At 63.2% G+C, this 27,000-nt stretch carries 22 protein-coding genes; 15 read left to right on the top strand and 7 right to left on the bottom strand.

The features are described from left to right. Nucleotides 1-11: 11 nt before the first annotated feature. The 12 genes from H6851_16590 (at nucleotide 12) to H6851_16535 (ending at nucleotide 13,648) form a co-directional block, all read left to right on the top strand. Entirely contained in the window at nucleotides 12-473 is a 462-nt protein-coding gene (locus H6851_16590; protein MCB9945226.1) for an Rrf2 family transcriptional regulator, read from the top strand. Beyond that, the gene (cydD, locus tag H6851_16585) at nucleotides 370-2,103 is read left to right on the top strand and encodes a thiol reductant ABC exporter subunit CydD (protein MCB9945225.1); all 1,734 of its coding nucleotides are present in this window, start codon (nucleotides 370-372) and stop codon (nucleotides 2,101-2,103) included. Before H6851_16590 ends, cydD begins: the two co-directional genes overlap by 104 nt. Beyond that, on the top strand, nucleotides 2,100-3,722 hold the full coding sequence (locus H6851_16580) for an ATP-binding cassette domain-containing protein (GenBank protein ID MCB9945224.1): 1,623 nt from the start codon (nucleotides 2,100-2,102) through the stop codon (nucleotides 3,720-3,722). The genes cydD and H6851_16580 overlap by 4 nt, the downstream gene beginning before the upstream one ends. Before the next feature lie 117 nt (nucleotides 3,723-3,839). Further along, on the top strand, nucleotides 3,840-5,438 hold the full coding sequence (locus H6851_16575) for a cytochrome ubiquinol oxidase subunit I (GenBank protein MCB9945223.1): 1,599 nt from the start codon (nucleotides 3,840-3,842) through the stop codon (nucleotides 5,436-5,438). A 6-nt stretch (nucleotides 5,439-5,444) separates the two neighbouring features. Next, a complete protein-coding gene (cydB, locus tag H6851_16570; GenBank protein MCB9945222.1) occupies nucleotides 5,445-6,596 on the top strand; it encodes a cytochrome d ubiquinol oxidase subunit II in 1,152 nt (383 codons plus the stop codon). Nucleotides 6,597-6,620: 24 nt separating this feature from the next. Continuing rightward, nucleotides 6,621-6,758, top strand: a complete 138-nt coding sequence (gene cydX, locus H6851_16565) for a cytochrome bd-I oxidase subunit CydX (protein ID MCB9945221.1) — start codon at nucleotides 6,621-6,623, stop codon at nucleotides 6,756-6,758. A 237-nt stretch (nucleotides 6,759-6,995) separates the two neighbouring features. Further along, nucleotides 6,996-8,183 carry a hypothetical protein gene (locus H6851_16560; GenBank protein ID MCB9945220.1) on the top strand — a complete coding sequence of 396 codons (1,188 nt, stop codon included), beginning with the start codon at nucleotides 6,996-6,998 and terminating at the stop codon, nucleotides 8,181-8,183. Between the two features lie 214 nt (nucleotides 8,184-8,397). After that, the gene (locus H6851_16555; protein MCB9945219.1) at nucleotides 8,398-9,579 is read left to right on the top strand and encodes an ABC transporter substrate-binding protein; all 1,182 of its coding nucleotides are present in this window, start codon (nucleotides 8,398-8,400) and stop codon (nucleotides 9,577-9,579) included. A gap of 147 nt (nucleotides 9,580-9,726) precedes the next feature. After that, entirely contained in the window at nucleotides 9,727-10,509 is a 783-nt protein-coding gene (locus tag H6851_16550) for an ABC transporter ATP-binding protein (GenBank protein MCB9945218.1), read from the top strand. Beyond that, nucleotides 10,506-11,336 (top strand): ABC transporter ATP-binding protein, encoded by an 831-nt coding sequence (locus H6851_16545; GenBank protein MCB9945217.1) that lies wholly within the window; start codon nucleotides 10,506-10,508, stop codon nucleotides 11,334-11,336. The genes H6851_16550 and H6851_16545 overlap by 4 nt, the downstream gene beginning before the upstream one ends. A gap of 3 nt (nucleotides 11,337-11,339) precedes the next feature. Further along, a complete protein-coding gene (locus H6851_16540) occupies nucleotides 11,340-12,347 on the top strand; it encodes a branched-chain amino acid ABC transporter permease (protein MCB9945216.1) in 1,008 nt (335 codons plus the stop codon). Further along, entirely contained in the window at nucleotides 12,344-13,648 is a 1,305-nt protein-coding gene (locus H6851_16535) for a branched-chain amino acid ABC transporter permease (protein ID MCB9945215.1), read from the top strand. The genes H6851_16540 and H6851_16535 overlap by 4 nt, the downstream gene beginning before the upstream one ends. A 12-nt stretch (nucleotides 13,649-13,660) precedes the next feature. Here H6851_16535 and H6851_16530 read toward each other — a convergent pair whose 3' ends face one another. Further along, entirely contained in the window at nucleotides 13,661-14,092 is a 432-nt protein-coding gene (locus tag H6851_16530) for a hemin receptor (protein ID MCB9945214.1), read from the bottom strand. A gap of 313 nt (nucleotides 14,093-14,405) precedes the next feature. On the opposite strand from H6851_16530, the gene H6851_16525 reads away from it, so the two are divergent. From H6851_16525 to H6851_16515, 3 genes are all read left to right on the top strand, one after another. Beyond that, nucleotides 14,406-15,413 (top strand): glycosyltransferase family 2 protein, encoded by a 1,008-nt coding sequence (locus H6851_16525; GenBank protein ID MCB9945213.1) that lies wholly within the window; start codon nucleotides 14,406-14,408, stop codon nucleotides 15,411-15,413. Continuing rightward, the gene (locus H6851_16520; GenBank protein MCB9945212.1) at nucleotides 15,410-16,882 is read left to right on the top strand and encodes a flippase; all 1,473 of its coding nucleotides are present in this window, start codon (nucleotides 15,410-15,412) and stop codon (nucleotides 16,880-16,882) included. The genes H6851_16525 and H6851_16520 overlap by 4 nt, the downstream gene beginning before the upstream one ends. 266 nt (nucleotides 16,883-17,148) lie before the next feature. After that, nucleotides 17,149-18,390 carry a glycosyltransferase family 4 protein gene (locus tag H6851_16515; GenBank protein MCB9945211.1) on the top strand — a complete coding sequence of 414 codons (1,242 nt, stop codon included), beginning with the start codon at nucleotides 17,149-17,151 and terminating at the stop codon, nucleotides 18,388-18,390. A gap of 276 nt (nucleotides 18,391-18,666) precedes the next feature. On the opposite strand, the gene H6851_16510 is transcribed toward H6851_16515, so the two are convergent. The 6 genes from H6851_16510 to H6851_16485 form a co-directional block, all read right to left on the bottom strand. Continuing rightward, the gene (locus tag H6851_16510; GenBank protein ID MCB9945210.1) at nucleotides 18,667-19,845 is read right to left on the bottom strand and encodes a methyltransferase domain-containing protein; all 1,179 of its coding nucleotides are present in this window, start codon (nucleotides 19,843-19,845) and stop codon (nucleotides 18,667-18,669) included. Further along, nucleotides 19,842-21,065, bottom strand: coding sequence for a class I SAM-dependent methyltransferase (locus H6851_16505; GenBank protein MCB9945209.1), 1,224 nt, complete (start codon nucleotides 21,063-21,065; stop codon nucleotides 19,842-19,844). Before H6851_16505 ends, H6851_16510 begins: the two co-directional genes overlap by 4 nt. Nucleotides 21,066-21,067: 2 nt before the next feature. After that, nucleotides 21,068-22,105, bottom strand: coding sequence for an NAD(P)-dependent oxidoreductase (locus tag H6851_16500; protein ID MCB9945208.1), 1,038 nt, complete (start codon nucleotides 22,103-22,105; stop codon nucleotides 21,068-21,070). A 5-nt stretch (nucleotides 22,106-22,110) separates the two neighbouring features. Beyond that, on the bottom strand, nucleotides 22,111-22,881 hold the full coding sequence (gene rfbF / locus H6851_16495; protein MCB9945207.1) for a glucose-1-phosphate cytidylyltransferase: 771 nt from the start codon (nucleotides 22,879-22,881) through the stop codon (nucleotides 22,111-22,113). A gap of 429 nt (nucleotides 22,882-23,310) precedes the next feature. Next, nucleotides 23,311-24,972: a sensor domain-containing diguanylate cyclase gene (locus H6851_16490; GenBank protein ID MCB9945206.1), complete on the bottom strand. Its 1,662-nt coding sequence runs from the start codon at nucleotides 24,970-24,972 to the stop codon at nucleotides 23,311-23,313. A 254-nt stretch (nucleotides 24,973-25,226) separates the two neighbouring features. Further along, entirely contained in the window at nucleotides 25,227-26,990 is a 1,764-nt protein-coding gene (locus tag H6851_16485) for a dihydroxy-acid dehydratase family protein (GenBank protein ID MCB9945205.1), read from the bottom strand. Between the last annotated feature and the right edge of the window lie 10 nt (nucleotides 26,991-27,000).

Here is a 27,000-nt window from a genome sequence, read left to right as displayed (position 1 = left end):
CGAAAGCGATCATGCGCCTTACCACATTCACGAACTATGCCTTGCGTACGTTGATGTATGCCGCCATGAAGGGCGATGGCCTCTCGCGGGCGCAGGAGATTGCCGATGCCTATGGCGTTTCTCGCGCGCACATGAACAAGTGCATCCACCATCTCGGCGCCTGGGGCTATCTCAGGAATGTCCGCGGGCGCTCGGGGGGCTTCCACCTTGCCCGACCGGCGCATCAGATCACCGTCGGCGAGATCGTCCGCAGGACCGAGGATTCGCTCGAACTGGTCGAGTGCTTCAACGACCAGACCAATACCTGCCCGCTGATCTCCATGTGCCGTCTCAGCCGGACCTTCAAGCGGGCCATGGCGCGCTTCATGGATGAACTCGACGGGGTCACCATTGCCGACCTCGTCCGCAATCGCGAGGCGTTGTGGCCACTGCTGCATCAGGACGAGAGGATACCGGAGCCAGCCGATTCCTGATCGCCCCGCCTTTTCCACGGGCATCGAAATCCGCGGTACCGGCCGGCATGCGGCGGGCCTGTGGGTTCTGGCAGGGTTGACGGTCATCCCGCAGGCGGCGCTGATGGCCATGGCGTTCGCCGATCTCGCCGCAGGCGGCGAGGGGGGGCGGGTGGTGCCGGCGGCCGCGGGGTTCGTCCTTCTGGCGATCGTCGCCGCACTGCTCGAAGCCGCGGGAGGGCGTCTGGGGACGGCGGCGGCGCTCTCGACCATCGGTCAGGCCCGTGCCGCACTTGCCGAAAAGACTGCCCGGATATCGCCGCTGGATGCCGGGCATTCGCATTCCGGTTCCGTTGCGGCGCTCGGAACGGACAAGCTGGAGGCGGCATTCCCGGCTCTGGCGCGCTTCGAACCGGTGCGCTGGCGTGCTGCCGTGGTCCCATCCGCCATCCTGCTCGCGGTTTTCTGGGTCTCCTGGGTTTCGGCCCTCATCCTGCTCGTTGCCGGCCCCCTGATCCCGCTGTTCATGGCGCTCGTCGGCATGACGGCCCGGCAGGCGAGCGAGCGCCAGCTCGACGAGGTCGGCACGATGAACGGCGCATTGCTCGACCGTCTGCGCGGTCTGGCCGATCTGCGCCTGCTCGGTGCCGTCGGGATCGCGGCCGCCGATTTTCGCGCCGGGGCGGATCGGCTTCGTTCCCGCACCATGGAGGTGCTGCGCATCACGTTTCTCTCCTCGGCCGTCCTGGAGCTGTTCTCGGCCCTCGGCGTGGCCATGGTGGCCGTCCATGCCGGTTTCAGTCTGCTGGGCCTGCTCGATTTCGGCACATGGGCGAACGGGCTCAGTCTCGGCGAGGCGGTATTCGTGCTGATGCTGGCGCCGGAGTTCTTTGCTCCCCTGAGGGAATTCTCCCAAGCGTGGCACAGCCGTGCGGCGGCACAGGCGGCAGCTTCGGCCTTCGACGCCGAAATGGCGGCAGCAGGGCCTCGCATGCTCGGTTCGGGCGGAGCGGGCAGGCCCGGCACGGCTCCGCCAATCATCCGCCTGCGGGGGATCGTCGCCCGCAACAGGCGGTTCCCCGACCTGGTCATCGAACCCGGCGCCTCGCTTGCCATCACCGGTGCAAGCGGTGCCGGCAAGAGCACGTTGCTCGCCCTGCTCGCCGGACTGCTCCCGCCCGATTCCGGCCGGATCGAGGCCGGTGGCCGGCCACTCGACGACGACGCGGCGGACGGCTGGCGGTCGCGGATCGGCTGGGTTGACCAGGCTCCCGGTTTCATCAATGGCTCGTTGCGCGCCAATGTGGCGCTCTCGGGTGATGCTTCGGATCGCCAGCGGGTTCTCGATGCGCTGGAGCTCGCGGCGGCCGGCGATATCCCGATGCGATCGCCCCGCGGACTTGACATGCGGCTGGGCGAGACCGGGCAGGGGGTTTCCGGTGGCGAGGCCCGGCGGCTGGCGGTGGCGAGGGCTGCCTTCCGGGACGTCGATGTCATCCTTGCCGACGAACCGACGGCCAGCCTCGATGCGCCGACCGCCGAAGCCGTGACGCGGGGCCTCCTTGCGCTGAACGCGCGCGGCGCAACGCTGGTCGTGGCGACTCATGACCTGTCACTGGCCGCCCGCATGGCCCGTGCGGTCTCCCTGTGAGACCGCTCCTGCGCATTCTCGGGCTGTTCTGGCGCACCGATCGCAAGGGGTTCGTCATGGGTATCGTGCTGATGGTGACCGTGGCGGTCATGGGAGCGATGCTTCTGGGCCTTTCCGGCTGGTTCATAACGGCCTGCGGGCTCGCGGGTGCGGCGGGTGCGGGCATGACCTTCGACGTCTTTCGTCCCAGTGCCGGCATTCGCTTTCTGGCTCTCGGGCGCACGGCGGCACGGTATGGCGAACGGCTTGCGACCCATGACGCCACGCTCCGGTTCCTCGCCGGCCTTCGGGTCGCATTGTTCCGCGGCCTTGCCGCGCGCCCGTTCCCGGAGATCGAGAGCGTCCGCCGTGCCGTCATGCTGCATCGTCTCACGGCCGATGTGGATGCACTGGATTCCATCTATCTGCGCATGGTGGCGCCGGTCGCCGCCGCACTCGCGACCTTGCTTCTCGCCGCCATTATGCTGGGCTGGCTCGTCGATCCATGGATCGCGTCGTGGGTTTGCGGCGTTCACGCATCGGCGGCCGCGGTCATCGTCCTTTCGGGCGCGCGGGCCGGCGGCAGGCCGGCGAAGCGGCGGGCGATGGCGCTGGAAGCGTTGCGCATCCGCCTCGTCGATCTGGCACGGGGGCGCACCGTTCTGGCGGTTTCGGGGCGGATTCCCGATCAGGAGCGGCTGATCGGGCGTGCCGACCGCGCGGCGGCACAGGCTGCCGTCGCACTCGATGCGGTCGAACAGCGGCTCGGAGGCTTGCAACGCTGCGCCACTGCGCTGGCGGCGGCGGGTGCCCTGCTGTCCGGAGACCTGCTGGGCGTGCCGGTGACGCGGATCGCAATCGCGGTTTTCACGGCACTGGCACTGGGGGAAGCGACGGCACCCCTGCGGCGCGGCGCTCTCGAAGCGGGGCGGGCGATGCTTGCAGCGCGCCGGATTTCCGTTGCGGACGGTGCCGGACCCGGGCGGGCGACGGGCACGGATTTCGATCCCGCCGGACTGCATCTTGACGGGGTCTCCTTCCGGCGGGGGGCGAGACCGGTGCTTTCCGGGCTGACGCTGTCCGTCGCGAAGGGGGAATGGGTCGCGTTGTCGGGTGCCAGCGGCTGCGGCAAGAGCACCGTCCTGGCGCTGGCCGCCGGGTTGCTGGAGCCCGAATCGGGAACGGTGACTGTCGGTCGTGTACCGGTGCGCGAATGGGCCGAGGCGGATCTGCGCGGCAGGGTGGCGTTCCTGTCGCAGCACTCCGCGCTGTTTGCCGGAACGGTCGCCGAAAACCTGCGGCTTGCGGCGCCGGATGCCTGTGACGACCTGTTATGGCGGACTCTGGATGTGGTCGCGCTCTCGAAGGTGGTTGCCGCTCGTGGCGGGCTCGGCCTCCGGCTGGGCGAGGGCGGTGCGGGACTGTCGGGCGGGGAGGCGCGCCGGCTCGCCCTGGCGCGGATCGTGCTGCGACGTCCCGCCATCGCGCTCCTCGACGAGCCGACCGAAGGTCTGGACACCGCGACGGCGGCGGTTGTTCTCGCGCGCTTGCGCAGCGCCTTCGCCGGGGTGGCCGTCCTGGCGGCCAGTCACCGGCAGGAGGAGATCTCCATCGCGGATCGTGTGTATCCCATCGGATGAAAACCTTCATGCACTGCGGCACTTTTCCCGATCTGGAGCATTGAGATATTCCGACCTCAATCTTATAAGAGGGATGTTTTCTATATCTTTTAGCGAACGCCACGTGTCGGAGCCGCCATGGAACTCGATATCGTCACCCTGTCCCGGCTGCAGTTCGCCTCGACGGCGATGTTCCACTTCCTGTTCGTGCCCCTGACGCTCGGCCTGTCCATCCTCGTCGCGACGATGGAGACGGTCTATGTGATGACCGACCGGCCGATCTGGCGGCAGATGACCAAGTTCTGGGGCATGCTGTTCGGCATCAATTTCGCCCTGGGCGTCGGTACCGGCATCACGATGGAATTCCAGTTCGGAATGAACTGGAGCTACTACAGCCACTATGTCGGCGACATATTCGGTGCGCCATTGGCCATCGAAGGGCTGATGGCGTTCTTCCTCGAAGCCACGTTCGTCGGGCTGTTCTTCTTCGGTTGGGACAAGTTGTCGAAGCTGGGACATCTCGCCGCCGCCTGGGCTGTCGCGATCGGTTCGAACTTTTCGGCACTCTGGATCCTGATTGCCAATGGCTGGATGCAAAATCCGGTGGGTGCCACGTTCAATCCGCAGACCATGCGCATGGAGGTCGACAACTTCTTCGACGTCCTGTTCAACGAGGTCGCGCAGGCGAAGTTCGTGCATACGGTGTCGGCGGGATACGTCACGGCCTCGCTGTTCGTGCTGGGCGTCTCCGCCTTCTATCTGCTGCGCGGCCGCCATGTCGCCCTTGCCCGGCGTTCCATCGCAGTCGCCTCGGCGTTCGGTCTGGCCTCGGCGCTTTCCGTGGTGGTGCTCGGCGATGAATCGGGCTACTCGACCAGCCATAACCAGAAGATGAAGCTCGCGGCCATGGAGGCCATGTGGGAGACGGAGCCCGCGCCGGCATCCTTTACGCTGTTCGGGCTTCCCGATCAGGAAACGCATGAAACGAAATACGCCATACACATCCCCTATGTGATGGGCCTGATCGCGACCCGCTCGCTCGACACCGAGATTCCCGGCATCACCAATCTGGTCGAGGTCGCCAGGCAGCGGATCCATTCCGGCCTCAAGGCTTACGAGGCCTTGCAGAAGATCCGCGCCCAGCATGGTGACGCCACTCCCGGTACGCGTGCGGAATTCGAGCTGCATGGCCGCAATCTGGGCTATGCGCTGCTGCTCAAGCGCTATGCCGACGATCCGCTGGCGGCAACCTCGGAACAGATCGAAAAGGCTGCCTGGGATACGGTCCCGCAGGTGGCTCCCATGTTCTGGTCCTTCAGGATCATGGTCGGCCTCGGCTTCTACTTCATCGCATTGACACTGTTCTTCTTCTGGAAGGCATCCTTCCGGAATCTCAAGGTCGGCCGCCTTGCGCTCTGGATTGCCGTGTTGTCGATACCGCTGCCCTGGATCGCCATCGAAATGGGCTGGTTCGTCGCCGAGTTCGGCCGCCAGCCATGGGTCGTGGACGGCATCCTTCCGACCGCCGTCGCCGTCAGCCGCCTGGGTGTGGGGGATGTCGCCCTGACCCTGGTCGGCTTCGTCACCTTCTACAGCATCCTGTTCGTCATCGAGATTTCGCTGATGCTCAGATATATCCGCCAGGGACCGCATCTCGATGTCGAGGAAACCGAACAATGGGAGGCAGCGCGCGAGGAACGCCTGCGCGGCCGGCTTGCCCAGATGCCCGCGAGGTAATGGTCCATGATCCTCTCAAGCCTGATCGATTACGAAACCCTCCGCCTGATCTGGTGGGTCCTGCTCGGGGTCCTGCTGACCGGATTTGCCCTGACCGACGGCTTCGACATGGGGGTTGGCGCACTCCTGCCCTTCGTCGCGAAGACCGATGTCGAACGGCGGGTGGCGATCAATACCGTCGGCCCCGTCTGGGAAGGCAACCAGGTCTGGTTCATCCTGGGCGGCGGTGCGATCTTCGCTGCCTGGCCGCTGCTCTATGCCGTCAGCTTCTCGGGCTTCTATCTCGCCATGTTCGTGGTGCTGGCGACCCTGATCGTGAGACCTGTCGCGTTCAAGTACCGCTCCAAGCGCGAGAGCCCGCGCTGGCGCGAGAACTGGGACCGGGCACTCTTCGTCAGCGGCGCCGTTCCGCCCGTCATCTTCGGCGTCGCTGTCGGCAATGTGCTGCAGGGCGTGCCGTTCCGCCTGACGGACGAACTCGTCTCGCATTATGATGGCTCCTTTTTCGGGCTGCTCGATCCGTTTTCGCTGCTGTGCGGCCTGACCGCCCTTGCCATGATGACCATGCATGGCGGCGCATGGCTGGGGCTGCGGGCCGGGGGAGCGGTGGCGGAGCGCGGCCAGAGATTCGGCGCCTACGGTGCCCTTGCGACCATCGCCCTGTTCGCCATCGCCGGCCTGTGCATTGCCTTCGTCATTCCGGGCTATGCCTTTGTCGCCGAACCGCCGCATGACGGACCGTCGAACCCGCTGTTCTCGCAGGTGGTGCGCGGCGAGAGCTGGATGGTGGCCTATGAAACCCGGCCCTGGATCTGGGCCGGGCCGGCTCTCGGTTTCGGCGGCGCCGCACTCGCCTTCATCGGTCTCCGGGCACGCTGGGAAGTCTTCACCTTCCTTGCCTCCAAATTGGCGATCATCGGTGTCATCTCGACCGTCGGACTGACGATGTTCCCCTTCATCCTTCCCTCGTCGATCCAGCCCGATGCCAGCCTTACCGTCTGGGATACCTCATCCAGCCACCAGACCCTGTTCAACATGCTGGTGGCCACCGCGATCTTCCTGCCGCTGATCCTCGCCTATACCGCGTGGGTCTACACCGTGCTGTGGGGGCGGGTCGACGAGGACGAGGTCAGGTCCGCCAGCGAAACCATCTATTGAAATCCCTCAACAGGAGATCCCGCCATGTGGTATTTCGCCTGGGCCCTAGGGCTTCCCCTTGCCGTCGTTCTCGCCGTGATGAATGCCATCTGGCTGGAAACGAAGGAGGACGAGCGCCGGTTCGAGCGGCTCGATGCAAACGAAGGGAAGGTCGAGGGATAGCCCTCCGGCGACAGGACGGGGCGACCCCTGACCCCGTCCTTCATGCATTGAAATGAAGCCATTTTCCGAAAATTTCATGGACATTGAATGGAATATTTTTGCAACGCGTTCATTGAAAAACATTGAAATCTACTATTGGTAGAATTAAAAATTTTACGATTGGTAATCCGTTTTCATCTGCATTGTCGTGTTTGACACGCAGTCAGGGGTAGGCAAGTGAACAACATTCTTGGATCCTTGGGTCATGATGACATTGTCGGAACAGGAAGGGCGAACATCATCGTTGGCGATCCCTTCGGTGGCCTGTATCCGGCCTTCACGGACGTTCCGGGCAACCTCGGCGATCTGATCGCCGGGATCGGCGGCGATGATGTGATCGCCGGCGAGGCCGGTATCGACCGCCTCTATGGCGACGCGCATACCATCTCCTCGGGTGCCGGGGGCGGAGTGGACCAGCTCTCCGGCGGATCCGGCGACGACCGTCTCTATGGCGACGCGCATGTCCTGGACGCCGGCCGTGGCGGCGATGACAGGCTCGACGGGGGAATCGGTACCGATTCGCTCTATGGCGACGCCTACGCCATGAACGCCGGAGCGCAGGGCGGGAATGACGAGATCTATGGCGGGGCCGGCAACGACCGCGTCATCGGCGATGCGAACGGCCTGTACAGCGATGCCGTCGGCGGTGCCGACGACCTTCACGGCTGGTCCGGCGAGGATGTGCTGTTCGGCGATGCCTCGCGCATGCACGGCACGGCCACTGGCGGAGCCGACAGGCTCGATGGCGGCGAGGGCGACGACCGGGTCTACGGTGACGCCTACGAGATGACCGGTCAGGCCACCGGCGGCGACGACAATGTCTACGGTTCGCAAGGCGATGACCGTGTCGTCGGCGACGCCTTCGAAATGTCGGGCGATGCCGTCGGCGGGGATGACCGCGTTCATGGCGGAGGCGGCAACAACATCCTGTTCGGCGATGCCGTCGAAATGACGGGCAATGCCGTTGGCGGCGACGACACGGTCATGGGCGGCGTGGATGGCGACATCCTCTATGGTGACGCGATGATGATGGATGACCTCGCCCGGGGCGGCAATGACAGCCTCCATGGCGGGGAGGGCGATGATGTCCTCTGGGGCGACGCGCAGGACATGACCCCGGGCGCGCAGGGAGGCGACGACCGGCTGAGCGGCGGTGCGGGAGCGGATTCGTTCTTCTTCGCCGGTCATTTCGGCCAGGACCTGATCCTCGATTTCGCCGGTGCCGGTGGCGACACGCTCACGTTCGTCGGTTTCGGCGAGGGCGATGTTTCCATCAGCCATGACGGGAACGGCAGCTTCGTTTCGGTCATGAACGCCATGGGAGAAGGTGGCGGCGTCGCCATCGACAATGTCGTCATCAGCATCGAGGACCTTTCTTTCGCCTGAGCGCATTTCGTCAACACGCTGCTAAGGGAATGAATCCCGGTATCCGGTCTGCGGATGCCGGGAGCCGCGTTCATGCGTGTCGCGCCATCGAGGTCAATTTGCTGTTTCCCGAAGAGCCCGTCTTCGTTCTAATCTGTTCATGAGCTTGACAAACCGGATGCCGGTTCGACAGGGAACCGGGTATCCTGCGCCATGGAAGAAAGAGGAGGGCTTCATGAGGAAACTGCTACTTGCGACGGCCGCGGGCACGCTCATCGCCGGCACGGCCATGGCCGATGACGTGAAGATCGGCATCATTCTGGGATTCACCGGTCCGATCGAATCGATCGTGCCGAACATGGCCAACGGCGCGAAGCTTGCCATGAACGAGGCCAACGAGTCCGGCAAGTTCACCCTGGGCAATGTCGTTGCCGTGCAGGGCGATACCACCTGCGTCGACTCCGGCGTGGCGACAACGGCCACCGAGCGGCTCGTCACTTCCGAGGGCATCGCCGGCATCATCGGCGGCGACTGTTCGGGCGTCACCGGGGCGATGCTGCAGAACGTGGCCCGGCCCAACGGCATCGTCATGATCTCGCCATCGGCCACCTCGCCGGCACTGTCGGATGCCGAGGATGACGGCCTGTTCTTCCGCACCGCTCCCTCCGATGCCCGGCAGGGCCAGGTGATCGCCGAGATTCTCAAGGATCGCGGCTACGGCTCGATCGCCATCACCTACACCAACAACGACTACGGCAAGGGGCTTGCCGATTCGACCAAGTCGGCCTTCGAGGCGGCCGGCGGCACGGTGACGACCGTTGCCGCACACGAAGACGGAAAGGGCGACTATTCCGCTGAAGTCGGCGCACTGGCAGCGGCTGGCGGCGACGTGCTGGTCGTGGCCGGCTATCTCGATCAGGGCGGCCGCGGGATCATCCGCTCGGCACTCGATCTCGGTGCCTTCGATCTCTTCGAGTTGCCGGACGGCATGGTCGGCGACAGCCTGACCGACGTGTTCGGCGACCAGATCGACGGTTCCTTCGGTCAGGTCGGCGGGAGCGACAGTCCCGGTGCCGCGGCTTACGTGAAGCTCGCCGAGGAGGCCGGTTTCGACGGTACCGGCACCTATTCGCCCGAAAGCTACGATGCCGCGGCCCTGATGCTGCTGGCCATGCAGGCCGCGGGTTCCACGGATCCCAGGGTGTACAAGGACAAGGTGATGGATGTTGCCAACGCGCCGGGAGAGAAGATCAACCCCGGTGAGCTTGGCAAGGCGCTGGAGATCATCGCGGGCGGCGGCGATGTCGATTACGTGGGGGCGTCGTCGGTCGAACTGATCGGCCCGGGCGATTCGGCCGGTACCTATCGCGAGGTCGAGGTCAGGGACGGCAGGTTCGAGACCGTCGGATATCGCTGACGACAGCACCACCGTGCACCGCTTCCGGCTGTCGGCCTGTTCCGGTCGAACGGAAGCGGTGGCGGGCACGCGGCCCGGATCTCGCGTGTCACAAGAAGGCAGGCGGGAAGCAGCCCGGACTGTCCAAGACAGGAGATGCAGCCTGCGATGATTGTCGTCACGGATCTGCACAGGCACTTTGGCGGTTTTCACGCGGTCGACGGAGTGTCGCTGCGGATCGGCACCGGTTCGATCACCGGACTGATCGGCCCGAACGGCGCCGGCAAGACCACACTGTTCAATGTCATCGCCGGACGTCTGTCCCCCACTTCGGGAACGGTGACAATGGATGGCGGAGACATCACCGGCCTGCCGCCGCACGAGCTGTTTCACAAGGGATTGCTGCGTACCTTCCAGATCGCGCATGAATTCCCGTCGATGAGCGTGCGCGAGAACCTCATGATGGTGCCGGGCGGACAATCGGGCGAGCATCTGTGGAACAGCTGGTTCCACCGTCGCCGGATCGCCGCGGAGGAGCGGGAGCTGGCGCGCAAGGCCGATGAGGTCCTCGATTTCCTCACCATCCGCCATCTGGCACACGAGAAGGCGGGCAATCTCTCCGGTGGCCAGAAGAAGCTGCTCGAACTTGGCCGGACGATGATGGTCGATGCGAAGATCGTGTTCCTCGACGAGGTCGGCGCGGGCGTGAACAGGACGCTGCTCAACACCATCGGCGATGCCATCGTCCGTCTCAACCGGGAGCGCGGTTACACCTTTTGCGTGATCGAGCACGACATGGATTTCATCGGTCGTCTGTGCGACCCGGTGATCGTCATGGCCGAGGGCAGGGTGCTGGCCGAAGGACCGGCGGAAACCATCATGGGGAACGAGGCGGTCATCGAGGCCTATCTCGGCACCGGATTGAAGAACAGGATCGGGACGGGAGCATGAGCCGCAACGCGTGGCAGGACGATCGCGGCAACAAGGACCGCTCGATCACCCGGGTGGAGGGCAGGGGCGGGATGGCCCACGATGGGGGGAGCGAGCCGCGATCGCCGGAGGCGGGGCGGGCGGCGTTCCTCATCGGCGACAACATGACCGGTGGATACGGTTCGGGTGCCGATATTCTCCATGGCTGTACCATTGCCGTGGAGCAGGGGCAGATCGCGGTGATCGTCGGACCCAATGGCGCAGGCAAGTCGACGGCGATGAAGGCCATCTTCGGCATGTTGAACCTGCGGGAGGGAGCTGTGCGGCTGGCGGGCGAGACCATCACCGCGCTGACGCCGCAGGACCGTGTGGCGAAGGGAATGGCCTTCGTGCCGCAGACCAGCAACATCTTCTCGACAATGACAGTCGAGGAAAATCTCGAAATGGGAGCATTCCTCCGTCGCGACGATATTCGCGGTACTATCGAACAGGTCTACGAGCTGTTCCCGATCCTCAGGGACAAGCGCCGCCAGGCGGCCGGCGAACTCTCGGGTGGCCAGCGTCAGCAGGTCGCGGTCGGCCGCGCGCTGATGACAAGGCCTCGCGTGCTGATGCTGGACGAACCCACGGCCGGCGTGTCGCCCATCGTCATGGACGAATTGTTCGACCGGATCATCGAGGTGGCCCGCACCGGCATCTCGATCCTGATGGTCGAGCAGAACGCCAGGCAGGCGCTGGAGATCGCCGACAAGGGCTACGTGCTCGTCCAGGGCGCCAATGCCTACACCGACGCGGGACAGGCCCTGCTTGCCGATCCCGAGGTCCGCCGCACGTTCCTCGGAGGCTGAGCGATGGATGAACTCAATGCCGCTGTCGCCCTTCTCAACTACGTGATCATCCCCGCCCTGTCCTATGGCAGCCAGCTGGCGCTGGGGGCGCTGGGCGTGACGCTGGTCTACGGCATCCTGCGCTTTTCCAATTTCGCTCACGGCGACACGATGGCATTCGGCACCATGGCGACGATCCTTGCCACATGGTGGCTCCAGTCGGTCGGCGTCTCGCTGGGGCCGTTGCCGACGGCGTTGCTGGGCCTCGTGGTCGGCATCCCGGTCACCGCCCTGCTGGTGCTGGCAACCGATCGCGTGGTCTATCGTTTCTATCGCCGGGTGAAGGCCGCACCGGTGATCCTCGTGATCGTCTCGATGGGGGTCATGTTCGTCACCAACGGGCTCGTGCGTTTCATCATCGGCGTCGAAGACCAGGTTTTCGCCGACGGCGCGCGCTTCATCATTTCGGCACGCGAGTTCCGCGATGCGACAGGGTTGCAGGAGGGGCTGGCCATCAAGGCGACGTCGGTACTGACGGTGGTGGTGGCAATCCTCGTCATGGCGCTGCTGTTCTGGTTCCTCAACCACACACGAACCGGCAAGTCCATGCGGGCCTTCTCCGACAACGAGGATCTCGCACTGCTTTCGGGCATCAATCCCGAACGGGTGGTCATCATCACCTGGATCATGGTCGCCTCGCTGGCCACCATCGCCGGTGTTCTCTACGGTCTCGACAAGAGCTTCAAGCCATTCACCTATTTCCAGCTTCTCCTGCCCATCTTCGCCAGTGCGATCGTCGGCGGCCTCGGCAGTCCCGTCGGTGCGATCGTCGGCGGCTTCGTCATCGCCTTTTCCGAGGTCACGCTCACCTATGCCTTCAGGAAAGCGGCAGGCTACCTGCTGCCTGAATGGCATCCGGCGGGCCTCCTCCAGCTCCTGTCCACCGACTACAAGTTCGCCGTGTCCTTCGTGATCCTGGTGATCGTCCTGCTCTTCCGGCCCACCGGGCTGTTCAAGGGGAAATCGGTATGACCCTGCGATTGCGAGACAGTCTCCTGTTCGTGGCAGTCTTCGCCCTGATCGGATGGACCGGCCACAGCCAGAGCTGGAACGTGGCGCTGGGCATCGTCAACATGGGGCTGATCTCGGCGATCATGGCGCTGGGCGTGAACCTGCAATGGGGCTATGCCGGCCTTTTCAACATCGGCATCATGGGGTTCGTTGCGCTGGGCGGCCTTGCCACGGTCATCGTCTCGATGCCGCCGGTGGGAGAGGCATGGGCGGCCGGCGGCCTGAGGATGGCCGTTGCCCTTGCCATCGGCGCTGTGGCCATCCTTGCCGCCATCTCCCTGTGGCGCCGCATGGAACCGGGATGGACCCGCAGCATTGCGCTCATCGTGACACTGGTTGGCGGACTGGTCGTTTTCCGCATGGTGTTCGATCCCGCCGTGGAGGCGATCGAGGCGGTCAATCCCGCTTCGACCGGCTATCTGGGCGGTCTCGGCCTGCCCGTGCTGTTCGCCTGGCCTGTCGGGGCCCTGCTGGCCGCCGGAGTTGCCTGGATCGTCGGCAAGACCGCCCTGGGGCTGCGTTCCGACTATCTTGCCATTGCCACCCTTGGCATTGCCGAGATCATCCTCGCGGTGATGAAGAACGAGGACTGGCTGTCACGCGGCGTCAAGAATGTCGCCGGTATCGCCCGTCCGGTTCCCTACGAGATCGAGCTTCAGCGCGACCCGGCCTTTGTCGCCCGCATGGCCGAATGGGGCTTCGACCCGGTCGCCGGCTCGGCGATCGCGGTCAAGCTGGCCTATGCCGGCCTGTTCGTGACCGTGCTGCTCGCGCTGCTGTGGCTGGCGCAGATGGCGCTCAACTCACCCTGGGGGCGGATGATCCGGGCCATCCGCGACAACGAGATCGCGGCCGAGGCCATGGGCAAGGACGTCACCGCCCGGCATTTGCAGATCTTCGTGCTCGGTTCCGCCATCTGCGGTCTTGCCGGGGCGATGATGACCACGCTCGACGGCCAGCTCACGCCCGGCACCTATCAGCCGCTGCGTTTCACCTTCCTCATCTGGGTCATGGTGGTCGTTGGCGGTTCGGGGAACAATTTCGGTGCCATTCTGGGCGGGTTCCTCATCTGGTATCTGTGGGCGATGGCCGAACCGTTCGGAGACTTCCTCCTGCGGATGATGACGGCCGGCATGGATGACGGCTCGGCGCTCAAGGCTCACCTCCTTGGCAGCGCCGCGCACATGCGCCTGCTGACCATGGGCATGATCCTCCTGGTTGTCCTGCGCTTCAGTCCCCGCGGGCTCATTCCCGAACGATGATCGCCGGCGGGTTCATGCGTCGAGCCTGTGCCCTTCGGCTTCGGTCGCGGCATCCTTCATGATGCCTGCCAGCATGACGTAGCCGGCCATCCACGCCTCTTCCATCTCGTCGGTCCAGTATTTCCCCATGAGTTCGCCAACGGTCGTCATGAGGGCATTCCCGGCCGTGTCGTAATGCGCGGGCTTGATGCCGTAATTGGCATGGCGGCGGCCCAGTTCGACGATCGCCGGTTTGAGGTTCTCGATCTTGTCGAGGCTGTCGATCGCCAGCGCCAGCACGCTGATGAAGGCCCTTTTCTGGGCTCGCATGTCCTGCGCGAACAGGCTCCGGAGCGAAGGGTCCATCCGGAAGAGATTGGCATAGAAATCGTCGGCGACATGCCTGGCCTGATCGAGGATCGAGCCGAAGCCACTTTGTACGAGGCGGATCTGTGTAGGGGTCACGAGTATGTCCCTAGAGTTTTTCCGTTCATGTGGAGCGCCAGACCGGTCATGCCGGATCGGAAAAGTGCTCCAAGGCCGGCACCTCCCCCAAATTAGCATGGCGCGGCTAACAGGATGTTAACGATTCGCCCGGAGACCGGGGCAGCCGCAATCCGGCTGGTCCCGTCGCCAATCCTTGTGGCCGGTGTGCATACCGGGTGATTCAAATGGGGTGAGCGGCACCCGGGGAAGCTGTCGGGCAATTGCGCGTGGCGGCCATCCAGTTGTATGCCTTGCACCCACCCGTCCCGATTCGAAGAGAGTCCCCCCTGTCATGAGGTCTTCGTCGACACCGAAAGTGACCATCGGTATCCCCGTGTTCAATGGTGAAACCTTCCTGGAAGATGCCGTCCGTTCTGCCCGTGAGCAGACCTTCGACGATCTCGAGATCGTCATTTCGGACAATGCCTCGACTGATTCCACGGCTGCCATGCTCGATCGGTTCGCGGCGGACGATCCGCGTATCCGCATCTTCCGCAACGAGACCAATCTGGGTGCAGCACCCAACTACAATCGCTGCTTCGAGGAAGCCCGCGGCGAGTATTTCAAGTGGCTCGCCCACGACGACCGCATGAAGCCCGGATATATCGCGGCCATGGTCGAGGTCCTCGACCGCCAGCCCGATGCTGTCCTCGCCAATGCGATTACCGACTACATCGACGAGCATGGCCGCCGGTTTGCCGTCTATGACAGCGAGTTGTTCAAGGCATCGGCCGAGGATCCCGTCGACCGGTTCGCCATCATGGTCCTGCGCTCGCATTCCTGTGTCGATTTCTTCGGCCTCTGCCGTCGCGACGCCATGCGGGGATCGTTGCTGCACGGACCGTTTCACGGCGCGGACCGGGCCTATCTGGCGCAGATGGCCCTGCGCGGGAAGCTGGTGCAGGTTCGCGAACCGCTGATCGAGATGCGCGAGCACAGCCAGCGCTACACACGCGTGCAGCAGAATGTGCGCGGCCGCGAGAGCTGGCACGATGCGCGCAAGAAGCGCGGCTGGAACCTTCCCGTCTGGCATCTCTATGGCGAATATCTCAAGATGGTGATGTCCGAGAGACTTGCACCATCGCAGAGGCTGCGCTGCATGGGCGTCCTTGCCCGATGGTGGGTCTCGAACTGGAATGCGGTGCGCGCCGGCGTCGATGTGGTCTCGCTGGTCTTTCCCGGATTCCCCGGGCTGGCGGAACGTATCAAGATCAGGCTCTTCGGCCTCGCGCCCGGCCATTTCGATTCCACCGACGGCGAGCCGGCCGGCAGCGAAGGCAAGGCTGCGGGATCACGATGACGCAACCGTCCGGAAGCGAAGCCGAGGATCTCTTTGCCGACAACAGTTCCACCGGCCGCAAGCTTGCCGAAAACATGGCCGTCGTCATGCTGGGCAAGGCGATCGCCGTCGTTGTCGGTCTGGCCACCATGGCGGTCATGGCCCGCCATCTCGGACCTGAACAGTTCGGCCAGTATCGGACTGCCCTGACCTTCATGTCCCTGTCGGCCGTCATCGGCGACCTTGGTCTCTACATGGTGACGCTCAAGGAGATCACCAAGCCCGGCGCGGATCGCAAGGCGATCCTTTCGGCCGCCCTGACCCTGCGGCTGGTGTCAAGCACGGTGGTCCTCGCCACCGCCGCCCTGCTGGCGGTGTTCCTGCCCTACGGACCCACGGTCCACATCGCCATCTGGCTGTCGATCGTTCTCTATGTCGCCTACCAGGCGACCGAGTTCCTCGCCGCCGTCTTCCAGGCGCGGCTGATGCAGACGCCCCGTGCCATCGGCGAGGCGCTGGGTGGCGTGGCCACGCTGGCGGCGGTCGTGCTCGTGGCCTGGTTCGGCGGTGGAACGCTCTGGATGGTGATCGCTACGGCGGTCGGAGCGATCGTCGCATTCGGCTGGTGCTGGTGGCGGGCCGAGCAGCTCGAATCCTTCGGTCTCGCCTTCAATCTCCCGGTGTGGAAAAATCTCGTCGTCGTCGGTTTCCCGCTCGCCTGCTCGGAGATCCTCATTCTTGCGGTGGTGCGTGGCGACACCTTCATCCTGTCCCTGTTTCACTCCGCGGGGGATGTCGGCGTCTACGGCATTCCCACCAAGATCTACGAAATCCTGACCACCCTGTCCTTCATCTTCGGCGGCCTGATGATGGGCTTCTTCTCCCGGGCGGTAGCCGAGCGGGACGAGGAGCTCTTCAGGCGCCGGCTGACCTCGGCCGTCGATACCATGCTGGTCTTCGGCATCGGTTCCATGGCCTTCCTCTTTGTCCATGCCGAAGAGGTCCTCAACCTGATCGGCGGGCAGGAGTACGAGCGCGGTGCGCCGGCCCTCCAACTCCTGTCGGGTGCCGTGGCCGCACAGGCCTGCATCCACATGTTCCGCTATGCGCTCATGGCGCGCGACCAGCAGGGCAAGGTCGTCAGGATCGACATGATGGCCTTCGTCACCGGCATGATCCTCTACATGCTGCTGATCCCCGGTCATTCGTTCATCGGGGCGGCGCTGGCGACGACCCTGAATGAATTCATCATCCTGGGGGGGCTTCTCTGGCTGTCGGCAAGGGAAAACCAGCAGCCTTTCGGGTTCGGTCGCCTGGCCATCATGCTGGCCGCGGGCGGAGTGTTCGTCGGCTGCCTGCTCCTGTTCGCGATGGTCGGGCTGCACTGGTTCCTGTCGACATGCATCTCGGGTGTGCTCTATCTGGGTATTTTGCTTGTCCTGAAAGTCATTCCACTGGAGCTGTTCAGGAATTTCTCTTCTAAAGTGTGAGAAGTTATTCTGTAGTAAATAACAGGGTCCGCGTCGCCTTTTTGCTGTTGCGCCCTTTTCACAACAGGTGAGTCCCCTGAGGCGACTGTGCCCACAATGAAGTGGCTGTGTGCAGCCGGGCATGCGAATATATGACCGTCGTCGTGGTCCGGCCATCTGCCGTGAGATGGTTCGGTTGAAAGTCTGCCGGCAAATTGGAATTGTCTATGTCGCTGCGTATTGCCGTTGTTGCCGCATGTCCATATCCCGCGCGTCGTGGGACACCGTTGAGGATCGAACGCCTGACCGAGGCCCTGATAGCACGCGGGCACGAGGTCGAGGTCGTGAGCTATCACCTGTGCGATGCGCCTTCGGCGGGGGGATACCGCCTTCACCGGATCTACAAGCGAACCGAGGTTGAGCCGCTTGCTCCCGGCCCCACCTGGAGCAAGCTGGCCTTCTATGATCCGGCACTCTCCCGGTTGCTGCGCCGCGTCTTGCGCAATGCCCCGTTCGACGTGATCCATGCCCATCACTATGAAGGCCTGCTCGCAGCGTGCTGGGCGCGCCGGGGGACGGGAACGCCGGTGGTCTACGACGCCCATACCATGCTGGCTTCCGAGCTTCCGAGCTATTGGCCCTATCGCGGGTCGGGGATGATTCGCAAGCTGGGCGTATGGCTTGACCGGCGCATTCCGCGCATGGCCGATCACGTCCTGACCGTTACCCGGGACATCCGGGATCGCCTGGTCAACGATCACGACATGTTGCCGTCGCAGGTCGATGTCGCGATGAACGGTGTCGAGGTGGATCATTTCACCTCCTCCGCGAACTGCCGTCCCGCCGATCCGGGCCGTGTGATCTACACGGGCACGCTGGCGGGCTATCAGGGGTTCGACGTGCTGCTCGACGCCTTCGCGATCGCCCGCAAGGCACGGCCGCAGATGCGCCTGATGGTGGCGGCGAGTTCGAGTTTCGGGCCGTTCGAGAAGAAGGTGCGGGATCTGGGCATCCGGGATGCCATCGATCTCGAGGCCGACAATTTCGAGATGCTTCCCAATCGCCTTGCGTCGTCGACCATGGCGGTTCTTCCCCGTGCCGACTGCGACGGCATTCCGCAAAAGCTGCTGAACTACATGGCCGCGGGCAAGGCCATCGTCGCCTGCGCCGGTTCGGCAAAACTGCTCAAGGATGGTGAGAACGGTCTCGTGGTGCCCAACCACGATGCTTCCGCCTTTGCCGAGGCGATGATCCGGCTGCATGATGACCGTGGCCTCGTTCAGCGTCTGGGGCAGGCCGCGCGCGATCTGGTCGTGGCGGATTGCAGCTGGGATCATACGGCTTCCATATGTGAATCGGCCTATCGCAGGCTGATCACTCCGCGTGACAGCCGTGGCAAGGGCGGGGAAAGCGCTCGCGACGGTGACTTCGACGACGATCGCAGTGACAGTCCCGGTTTGTCCAATATTGCCCCTATTCGCCGCCGGCCAGTATCTTCCAGCGGGGAACATTCCCGCCTTTCATCCTGAGGACTGGTACGGGACCACGGATTGTCGGAAACGGACCGGGTGAATACCACAAGCATCCAGCCGGGTGCCTGTGCCGCTTTTCTGGTATTGTCGTGGTCTATGACCGGCAGGCCATAGAGAGTCCGGTCATGCATGCCACTGCGCGACCACTCGACCGGACCGGATCCATACCGGACCTGACCTCCTGCACCATCATGGAAACGGCCCCGACCTGTTACCAAATCGGGGCCGTTTCCATGATGGAATGCCGGATCAACGCGCAGGCCGGGGAACGGGTCAGATGGCCCCAAGCTCGCAGCGTATGCCGAGTTTTTCGAGATCGTGGCCAATCTCCGCGACGTAGATGGGGTTCATGGCCAGTACGACGTCGGGCCGGATGTCTTTCAGGGCTGCCGGCGAGACGATCTCGTTTCCTGCACCTGCGAGGAACTTTCCCCACTTGTGAGGATTAATATCAACAACAGCGGAAATCCTCTCCGCGAGGCCCAGTGTCGTCAGATAGGATACCGCCTTCGATCCCGATCCCCACAGGGCGACCTTCTTGCCTTCGCCGGTCCAGCGCTCGACATCGCCGATCAGCGACGCCTTGCGACCGCCGATGGCAGCCTCGAACCTCTCGACCTTGTGCGCGATCAGGGCCAGATCGTCTTCCGCCTCCAGGTGTTCCCTGGTCGGGGCTTTCGACGGATAGCCTTCAAGCATCAGGTACTGGTCATCGTAAACCCGGTAAAGTTCACGGACATCGAAGCCCGTGCGCCGGAACAGGCGCGAGAGCGAACCCAGCGTGAAATAGCTGCAATGCTCGTAGTAGATGTCCCAGAACGCCTGCTCGTCGAGCACCCGCTCCATGGCCGGAAGCTCGAAGAACACGGGCGTCGCCAGACGGTCGCCGATGCTTTCCCGTACGAGGTGCATGAAGGTCCCGACGGGACCGATATGTTCAAGCGTGTGACGGCAGCAGACGTAATCGGCTGCCAGATGCTTGTAGGCCGGACCGTAGAAATCCTGGATGAATTCGATGCGACCCTTGAGATGGTCGGGCACTCGCTCGGGGCGGAACCCGGGATCGATGCCGATGCCCGTGCAACCGGTGCGTTCGCACAGGGCCATGAGGAACTCGCCCTTGCCGCAACCGATCTCAAGCGCACTCTTGCCGTCGAGATCGTACTTCGCGTTCTGGTCATCGCAGATTTCGGCGACGAGCTTCATGAACCTTGGAGAAAACGCCTGGGTTTCCTCGTAGTCGGGCGAGTAGTTCTGCCGCTCCGGTTCATACAGATTGTTCTGGATGAACCCGCAGGACCGGCAGAACCCCAGTTGCAGATCCCCCCTGGGAAAGGCCAGCGCCTTGTCGCGGCTGTCGACCATGAGGCAGGAATGCACCGGAATGCTGCTGATCTCGTAGAAATTGTGAAGGTCGGTGGAGCCGCAGGCCTTGCAGGAAACCGCGTTCATTTCAGATGAGGTTCCGGGATGGGAATGATGAAACGTCCGCCGCGTTCGGCATGGGCCGATTGCTGGCGGATGATCTCGTCCTTGAAATTCCAGGGAAGGATCAGGAGATAGTCCGGCTTGTGCTGTTCGATGACATCCGGCGAAACGATCGGGAGGCTGACACCGGGAATCCAGCGCCCCTGCTTGTGGACATTGCGGTCGGCGACGAAATCGAGCGTCTCCTGTCCGATGCCGAAATAGTTGAGCAGGATCGTGCCCTTCGCGGCGGCGCCATAGCCGCCGACGGAAGCTCCTTTCGCCTTGATGGCACCGAGCATCTCGTCGAGCCCGGCACGGATGCCGTTGACCCGGTCCGCGAATGACGCGTAGTAGCCGAATCCGTCGATACCGAGTTCGTGTTCCTCGGCCAGCAGGTCGAGAACGGATTGTGTCGGAGCGTCCGTCTTCTCGACGAAAAGGCGCAGCGAGCCGCCATGGATGTCGAGACGCTCCACGCGGTTGAGATAGAGCCCGTGCCGGGCGAACAGCGCCTTGAGAGCGGTCACCGAGAAATAGCACAGGTGTTCGTGGTAAATGGTGTCGAACTCGCCGTGATCGATCAGGTCGCGCACATAGGGCGCCTCGATCACGCCGACACCGCCGGGCTTGAGCAGGGCGGCGATGCCGGCGACGAAACCGTTGGTGTCGGCCACATGCGCCAGCACATTGTTGCCATGGATGACATCCGCGCCGATGCCTTCGGCTGCCAGCGAGCGGGCATAGTCGAGGCCGAAGAAGGCGAGGCGGGTGTCGATGCCGCGGTCGAGTGCCGCCTTGACCGGTCCGGGTGCCGGGTCAATTCCGAGATGGGGAATGCCGGCATCGCGATAATACTGGAGAAGGTAGCCGTCATTGCTGGCCAGTTCGATGACGAAGCTCGAACCGTCGAGCTGCCGCTCGGCGATCCGTGCCTCGACATTGGCCCGCGAGTGCTTCAGCAACGTGTCGGTGAACGACGAGAAATAGGGATAGTCCGAGCCGAAGAGCTCTTCCGGCGGCACGGTATGCAGGATCTGGACAAGGCTGCAATCGTGGCAGAAAGCGACGTCGAGCGGATAGCGGCTGGCCTCGCGCGCCTCCTTCTCGGTCGGGACGAAACCATCCGAGAGCGGCAGGTCGCCCAGACTGAGGAATGTCTCGATATGCGTCGAGCCGCAGGCCCGGCAGGCATCGATGCGCATCGTCAGGCTGCCTTCGCGATTTGCACGAGCCGGTTGTCGATCCTGCCCTCGGCCATGAGTTCGCGCACCCGCTTCACCCGCAGATAGCGCGAGCTGAGAAAGTCCGCTTCCCGCAACGATGCCGCCTTGTAGGCTTCGTAGATCTGGCGAATGCCGGCTTCCAGGGTCCATCTCGGCTCGAAGCCCGGCACCGTCCTGGCGATCTTGTCGCAATTGACGCGGTAGTTGCGCGAATCGGGGCTGGCGTCGCCGGCGAAGGTCACTTCCGAATCCGGCACGATTTTCGCCACCAGGTCGGCAACTTCCCGCACCCGGTAGTTTTCCCTTGTCGCGCCGACATTGAAGGCCTGGTTGTGCACCACGTCGCGCGGAGCCTCGATCACCGACTTGAAGGCCAGGGCGATGTCCTCGATATGCACGAGCGGCCGCCAGGGCTTGCCATCGCTCTTGATCAGCACATGGCCCGTCGTGAAGGCATAGCCGGTGAGATTGTTGACGACGAGGTCGCCGCGCAGCCGGGCCGACATGCCATAGGCCGTGGCACTGCGCAGGAATACCGGCGTGAAGCTGTCGCTGGCCATGGGTGCCACATCGCGCTCGGTCCACACCTTGCTTTCGGCATATGGCGTGACCGGGTTGAATGCCGCCTGTTCGTCCAGGTAATCATCGCCTGCGGCACCGTAATTGCTGCAGGATGACGAGAAGACGAAGCGACCGACACCGGCATCGCGACAGAGCTCGGCCAGCCGCACCGAAGCCTTGTGATTGATCGCATAGGTGGTGTCGGGCTCAAGGTCGCCCAACGGGTCGTTGGACAGCCCTGCCAGATGCAGCACCGCATCGAAGCCCTCGACATCGCTGCGCTCGACGTCGCGGATGTCCTTGATGATGGTCGTCAGTTCCGGCCGCTTCTGCCCGGGGAAATCGCATCCCTTGTACAGTTCGCAGTCGATTCCCGTGACCTCGTGGCCTGCCTCTTGCAGCATCGGCACGAGAACCTGACCGATGTAGCCATCATGCCCGGTGACCAGCACCCGCATGGCATTCACTCCCATGTCTTCCAGGCGGCGTCGCCGCTTTCCCACAACTGTTCGAGACGGACCTTGTCGCGCAACGTGTCCATGCACTGCCAGAAGCCCGTATGGCGGTAGGCCACCAGCTGGCCATCCCTGGCCAGATTCTCCAGCGGCTCACGCTCGAAATGAGTCATATCGTTGTCGATATAGTCGAAGATCTTCGGTTCGAGAACAAAGAAGGCGCCGTTGATCCAGCCTTCACTCATCTGCGGCTTTTCCTCGAAGCTGCGCACGATGTCGCCATCGATGTCGAGGCGCCCGAAGCGGGCAGGGGGTCGCACGGCCGTGACGGTGGCGAGCTTGCCGTGCCGCTTGTGGAAGGCGACGAGGTCGTTGATATCGACGTCGGAAACGCCGTCGCCCCAGGTCAAAAGGAAGGTCTCCTTGCCCAGGTGCGGCGCCAGCCGCTTGATCCGGCCGCCGGTCTGGGTGTTCAGGCCGGTCTCGATCAGATCGACGCGCCAGTCGATGTCGGGCGTGCCATGGCGGCGGATCTCGCCGGCAGCCAGGTCGACAGTCATACTGCCGCTGAGCGAACAGTAGTCGACCATGTATTTCTGGATGATCTCGCCCTTGTAGCCGAGCGCTATCGCAAAATCCTTGTGCCCGAAATGGGCATAGTGCTTCATGATGTGCCAGATGATCGGCTTGCCGCCAATTTCAACCATGGGTTTCGGCCTGATGACGGTCTCTTCGGCGAGCCTGGAGCCCATGCCACCAGCGAGAATGCCGACTTTCATACGATAACTTTCCTCAGCTGAGCGAACAGGATTTCTCGGAACCCGTTTCCCACCGAATGCCGGTCAAGACCAGTGAAATCTGGTGAAGGCGAAAGGGCGGCGGGAAGTCACGGGAAACTGTTGCATGTTTGCGCAAGGGTGTTGCCCGAGCAATAACCTCAAGGCGATCATTTCTCCATCGCTTGTATAGTTCCCCCTTGTCGACATCTATGAGTTGCATTTTTCGACAGATGGGAACCGACGAATACTGGCGACCGCCTCGTCAGTGTGTTGCATGACATATCAGGAAAATCACCGACGTGTTGCCACTGTCATGATTTTCTTGTGTCCTGCCACCCGACCGGGTCATTCTTCGTAACATGATCTTCATGCCACCATTTCCATTCCCCGGCCACGGATCCCCACCGCTTACCATACGATGGGGCAGCACTACCCGTCGTGCCGCTCCGGCGCCTTCGCATCGTCGAGGTTGACGATGCCGGCAGCGCAGCTCTTGCCCGCGCCCTTGCACCGGTAGAGCGCCCGGTCGGCATGGAAAATGAGGTCGTCGAGGGATGTCGATGCGGCCCTGAGCATGGTATAGCCGACGGATGCGCCGATCTGCAGCGTGTGGCCGTCGATGATGAAGGGTTCGCCGGCGCGGGCGACGATCCGCTCGCAGGTGATGCGGACATGGTCCTCGGTGGCGCAGGATTCGAGGAACACGCCAAATTCGTCGCCACCCAGGCGTGCGGGCAGGTCGCGCCGCTTGAGAGTGCCCGACAGGCGTTCGGCGAAGATCTGCAGCACCTTGTCGCCCATCTGGTGGCCGTGACGATCGTTGATCGACTTGAAACCGTCGAGATCGACCAGGGCGATGGCGATGGGAGCGTTGTCGATCGCCCGCGAGATGATGGCGTTCTCGACAATTTCGCTGAATCGGGTGCGATTGGGCAATTGGGTCAGCTGGTCGAAAAATGCCAGATGGCGAACATCGGCCTCGGCCAGCCGGCGGTCCGTCATGTCGTGGAAAATGATGTGCAGGCCCTCGGGCTCGCCGGAGTCCTTGCGGTCGACATTGAAGCTGACCTCGAAATGGATCGCCGCGCCATCGCGACGGATCATGTCGACATCGAAGGACGGTTGCGGGCCGACCTCGATGGCCAGCCTCGTGATATCGTGCAGTCGTACCGCACTCGGCCCCCTGAAGACGGCGAAAATTGCCGACAGGTCGTCAAGTGTTTCGCTTGGCCCCATGTCGAGCAGATTGCGCAGATTGGGCGAGGCGTGAACGCGGTTCCGGACGAGATTGACATAGGCGCTGCCCTGTCGCGCGAGAACTTCCGCCCGGTAGAGTATCGTCGAACTGAGATCGCGCGCACGTGCGGCATTGATGAGATCGGAGGCATTCTCCGAACAGGCGATGATGTACTCGGGTTGACCGTCCTCATCCAGGAGAAGCTGGCGCGTGCTGCAGTAAACCTGACCGTCCTTTTCGACGAGATTTGTCATGGTGGTCCGGCCCGCGGTCAGCAGATGGTCGTCTTCCGCGCGGATCGTGGCCGCGATGTCGGGCGGCAGGAACTCCTCGGGCATCTTGCCGATCGGATCGTTCCGCAGGAGATCCCCGGGCACTACCGAGGACTTGTTGAAGTAGATGTAGCGCCGGGAATAGGCGCATTTGATGGAAATCTCCAGCGGAAGCACATTGAGCGCGCGCGCGAGCATGTCCCGCTGTGAAATGGCTCTGGCGGACGTGACGGGATCGGTATCGGGGCTGAGTATTCCCGCAACCATGCCATTGGGAAATTTACACAGTTCAAGAATGATCGAGCTATCGTCCGCGATGCTTTCGAGGGTGCAGCGGGTGGTGTCCCGGTCGCGAAGCTCCGCCAGGGCGGATCGAAGACGACTGGCATTGTCCGTGCCGAGATGGCCCGCCAGCTCAAGGTCATCGTCCGGTGAGGAGGCTGTCGCGCACAGTGGACCGATCAGCCGGGCGAAGGCGGGACTGAGCGAGACCCGTCCCTCTCCATCGACCAGCAGGACGGGATGACTGGCATCTTCTTCGATCAGGGAGTGGAGCCAGGCGGCCGTCCCGGAATTCTGCATCGAGCCTTCCACGTGATGAGAAGGCTATTTTAGTATAGAATATCAATTAAATGATCCTTAATGGTATATGGGTAAATCTTCATAAAGGGAATGCCAAGTCTTCTCCCTTCACAGGTGAAGACACTGTCAGGCTAATGAAAAGTCCCGTTCGGGTAATGATCGGAAAAGACTTCACCCCGCAGGACACTGTCCTCCGGGGTGAATCTCATCTGGTCAGATACTGACACCCGCCAGCAGGCGACTGTCTGGCGGGATCAGTGGTTGCGGCGCGGCGAGCCGTGCTTCGCGACGATGTCGAGATGCAGCACCGCCGGTTCAAGGCAGGCACCGGTCGAAAGCTGACCGATCAGTGAGCGCTGGATTTCCTGCCAGGGGGTCTGGCTCGGAGGAATTTCCTGTTTCATCGTCTTCTGTCGCTCGGCGATTTCCTCCGGCGAGAGAAGGACTTCCATGCTGCGCTTGTGCACGTCGAGGCGGACCTGATCCCCCGTCTTGAGAATGCGGAGATTTCCGCCGGCGGCGGCTTCGGGCGATGCGTTGAGGATCGACGGACTCTCGGAGGTTCCCGACTGGCGACCGTCGCCGATCGTGGGAAGAGCCTTGATGCCCTTCTTGATGAGAGCCGCCGGCGGCCGCATGTTGACCACCTCGGCCGCACCCGGATAGCCGATCGGACCGCAATTGCGGATGAACAGGAAACAGTCCTCGTCGATGTCGAGCGAGGGATCGTCGATGCGGTGGTGGTAGTCCTCGGGCCCCTCGAAGACGACGGCCCGACCGACAAACCCGCCATCCTGCATGTACTTGTCCTTGAACTCCGGCGTCACCACCGAGGTTTTCATCACAGCACTGTCGAAGATATTCCCCGAAATGATGACAAACCCGGCCTCCGGCATCAGCGGTTCGTCATAGGAACGGATGACCTTGCGGTCGACGTCGATGGTCAGCCCGTCCTGGTTCTCGCCGTAGGTCTTGCCGGTGACGGTCATCGCGTCGTCGTGCCAGCGGCCCTTGCCGCGCAGTTCCTCGACGACTGCGGGAAGTCCACCAGCCCGATAATAGTCCTCGCCGAGGTACTTCCCGGCAGGTTGCATGTCGACAAGAAGCGGAATGTCGTGGCCCATCTCCCAGTCCTTGATGTCGAGTTCGACACCGATGTGACGGGCGATGGCGATGACATGCGGCGGGCAGTTGGTCGAGGCACCGCAGGCGGCGGCCGCGAAAATGGCGTTCTCGAACGCCTTGCGGGTGAGGATCTGCGAAGGCTTGAGATCCTCGTTGACCATCTCGACGCAACGCCTGCCGGTGGCGTAGGCCATCTGTCCGCGCTCGCGATAGGGGGCGGGGATCGCCGCACAGCTGGGCAGGGTCATGCCCAGCGCCTCGGCCATGGCGTTCATCGACGAGGCGGTGCCCATGGTGTTGCAGTGGCCCACCGAGGGGGCGGAGGCGCAGACCATGTCCATGAATTCGTCATAACCGATCTCGCCCTTGGCCATCAGCTGGCGCGCATGCCAGACGATCATGCCGGAGCCGGCATAGTCGCCCTTGTAGTAGCCGTTCAGCATCGGCCCGCCGCTGAGCACGATGGCCGGGATGTTGAGCGTGGCGGCTCCCATGATCATGGCCGGAGTGGTCTTGTCGCAGCCGGTGGTCAGCACCACGCCGTCGATGGGATAGCCGTAAAGGATTTCGACCAGCGAGAGATATTGCAGGTTGCGGTCCAGTGCCGCTGTCGGCCGCTTGAGCGTCTCCTGGATGGGATGAACCGGAAACTCCAGCGGCACACCGCCCGCATCGCGAATGCCGTCGCGCACACGCGTGGCAAGGTCGATATGGTGGCGATTGCAGGGCGAGACATCCGAGCCGGTCTGGGCGATGCCGATGATCGGCCGTCCCGATTGCAGCTCCTCGCGGGTCAGACCGAAATTGAGCTGGCGCTCAAGATGAAGCGCGGTCATGTCCGCTTCGTCAGGATTGTCGAACCAGTCCTGGCTGCGCAGGCGTTTCTTCGTCATTTTTCCGATA

It is taken from the genome of Geminicoccaceae bacterium, assembly GCA_020638465.1.
Classification (GTDB): Bacteria; Pseudomonadota; Alphaproteobacteria; order Geminicoccales; family Geminicoccaceae; genus JAGREO01.
This window is presented reverse-complemented; position numbering and strand designations above follow the sequence as displayed.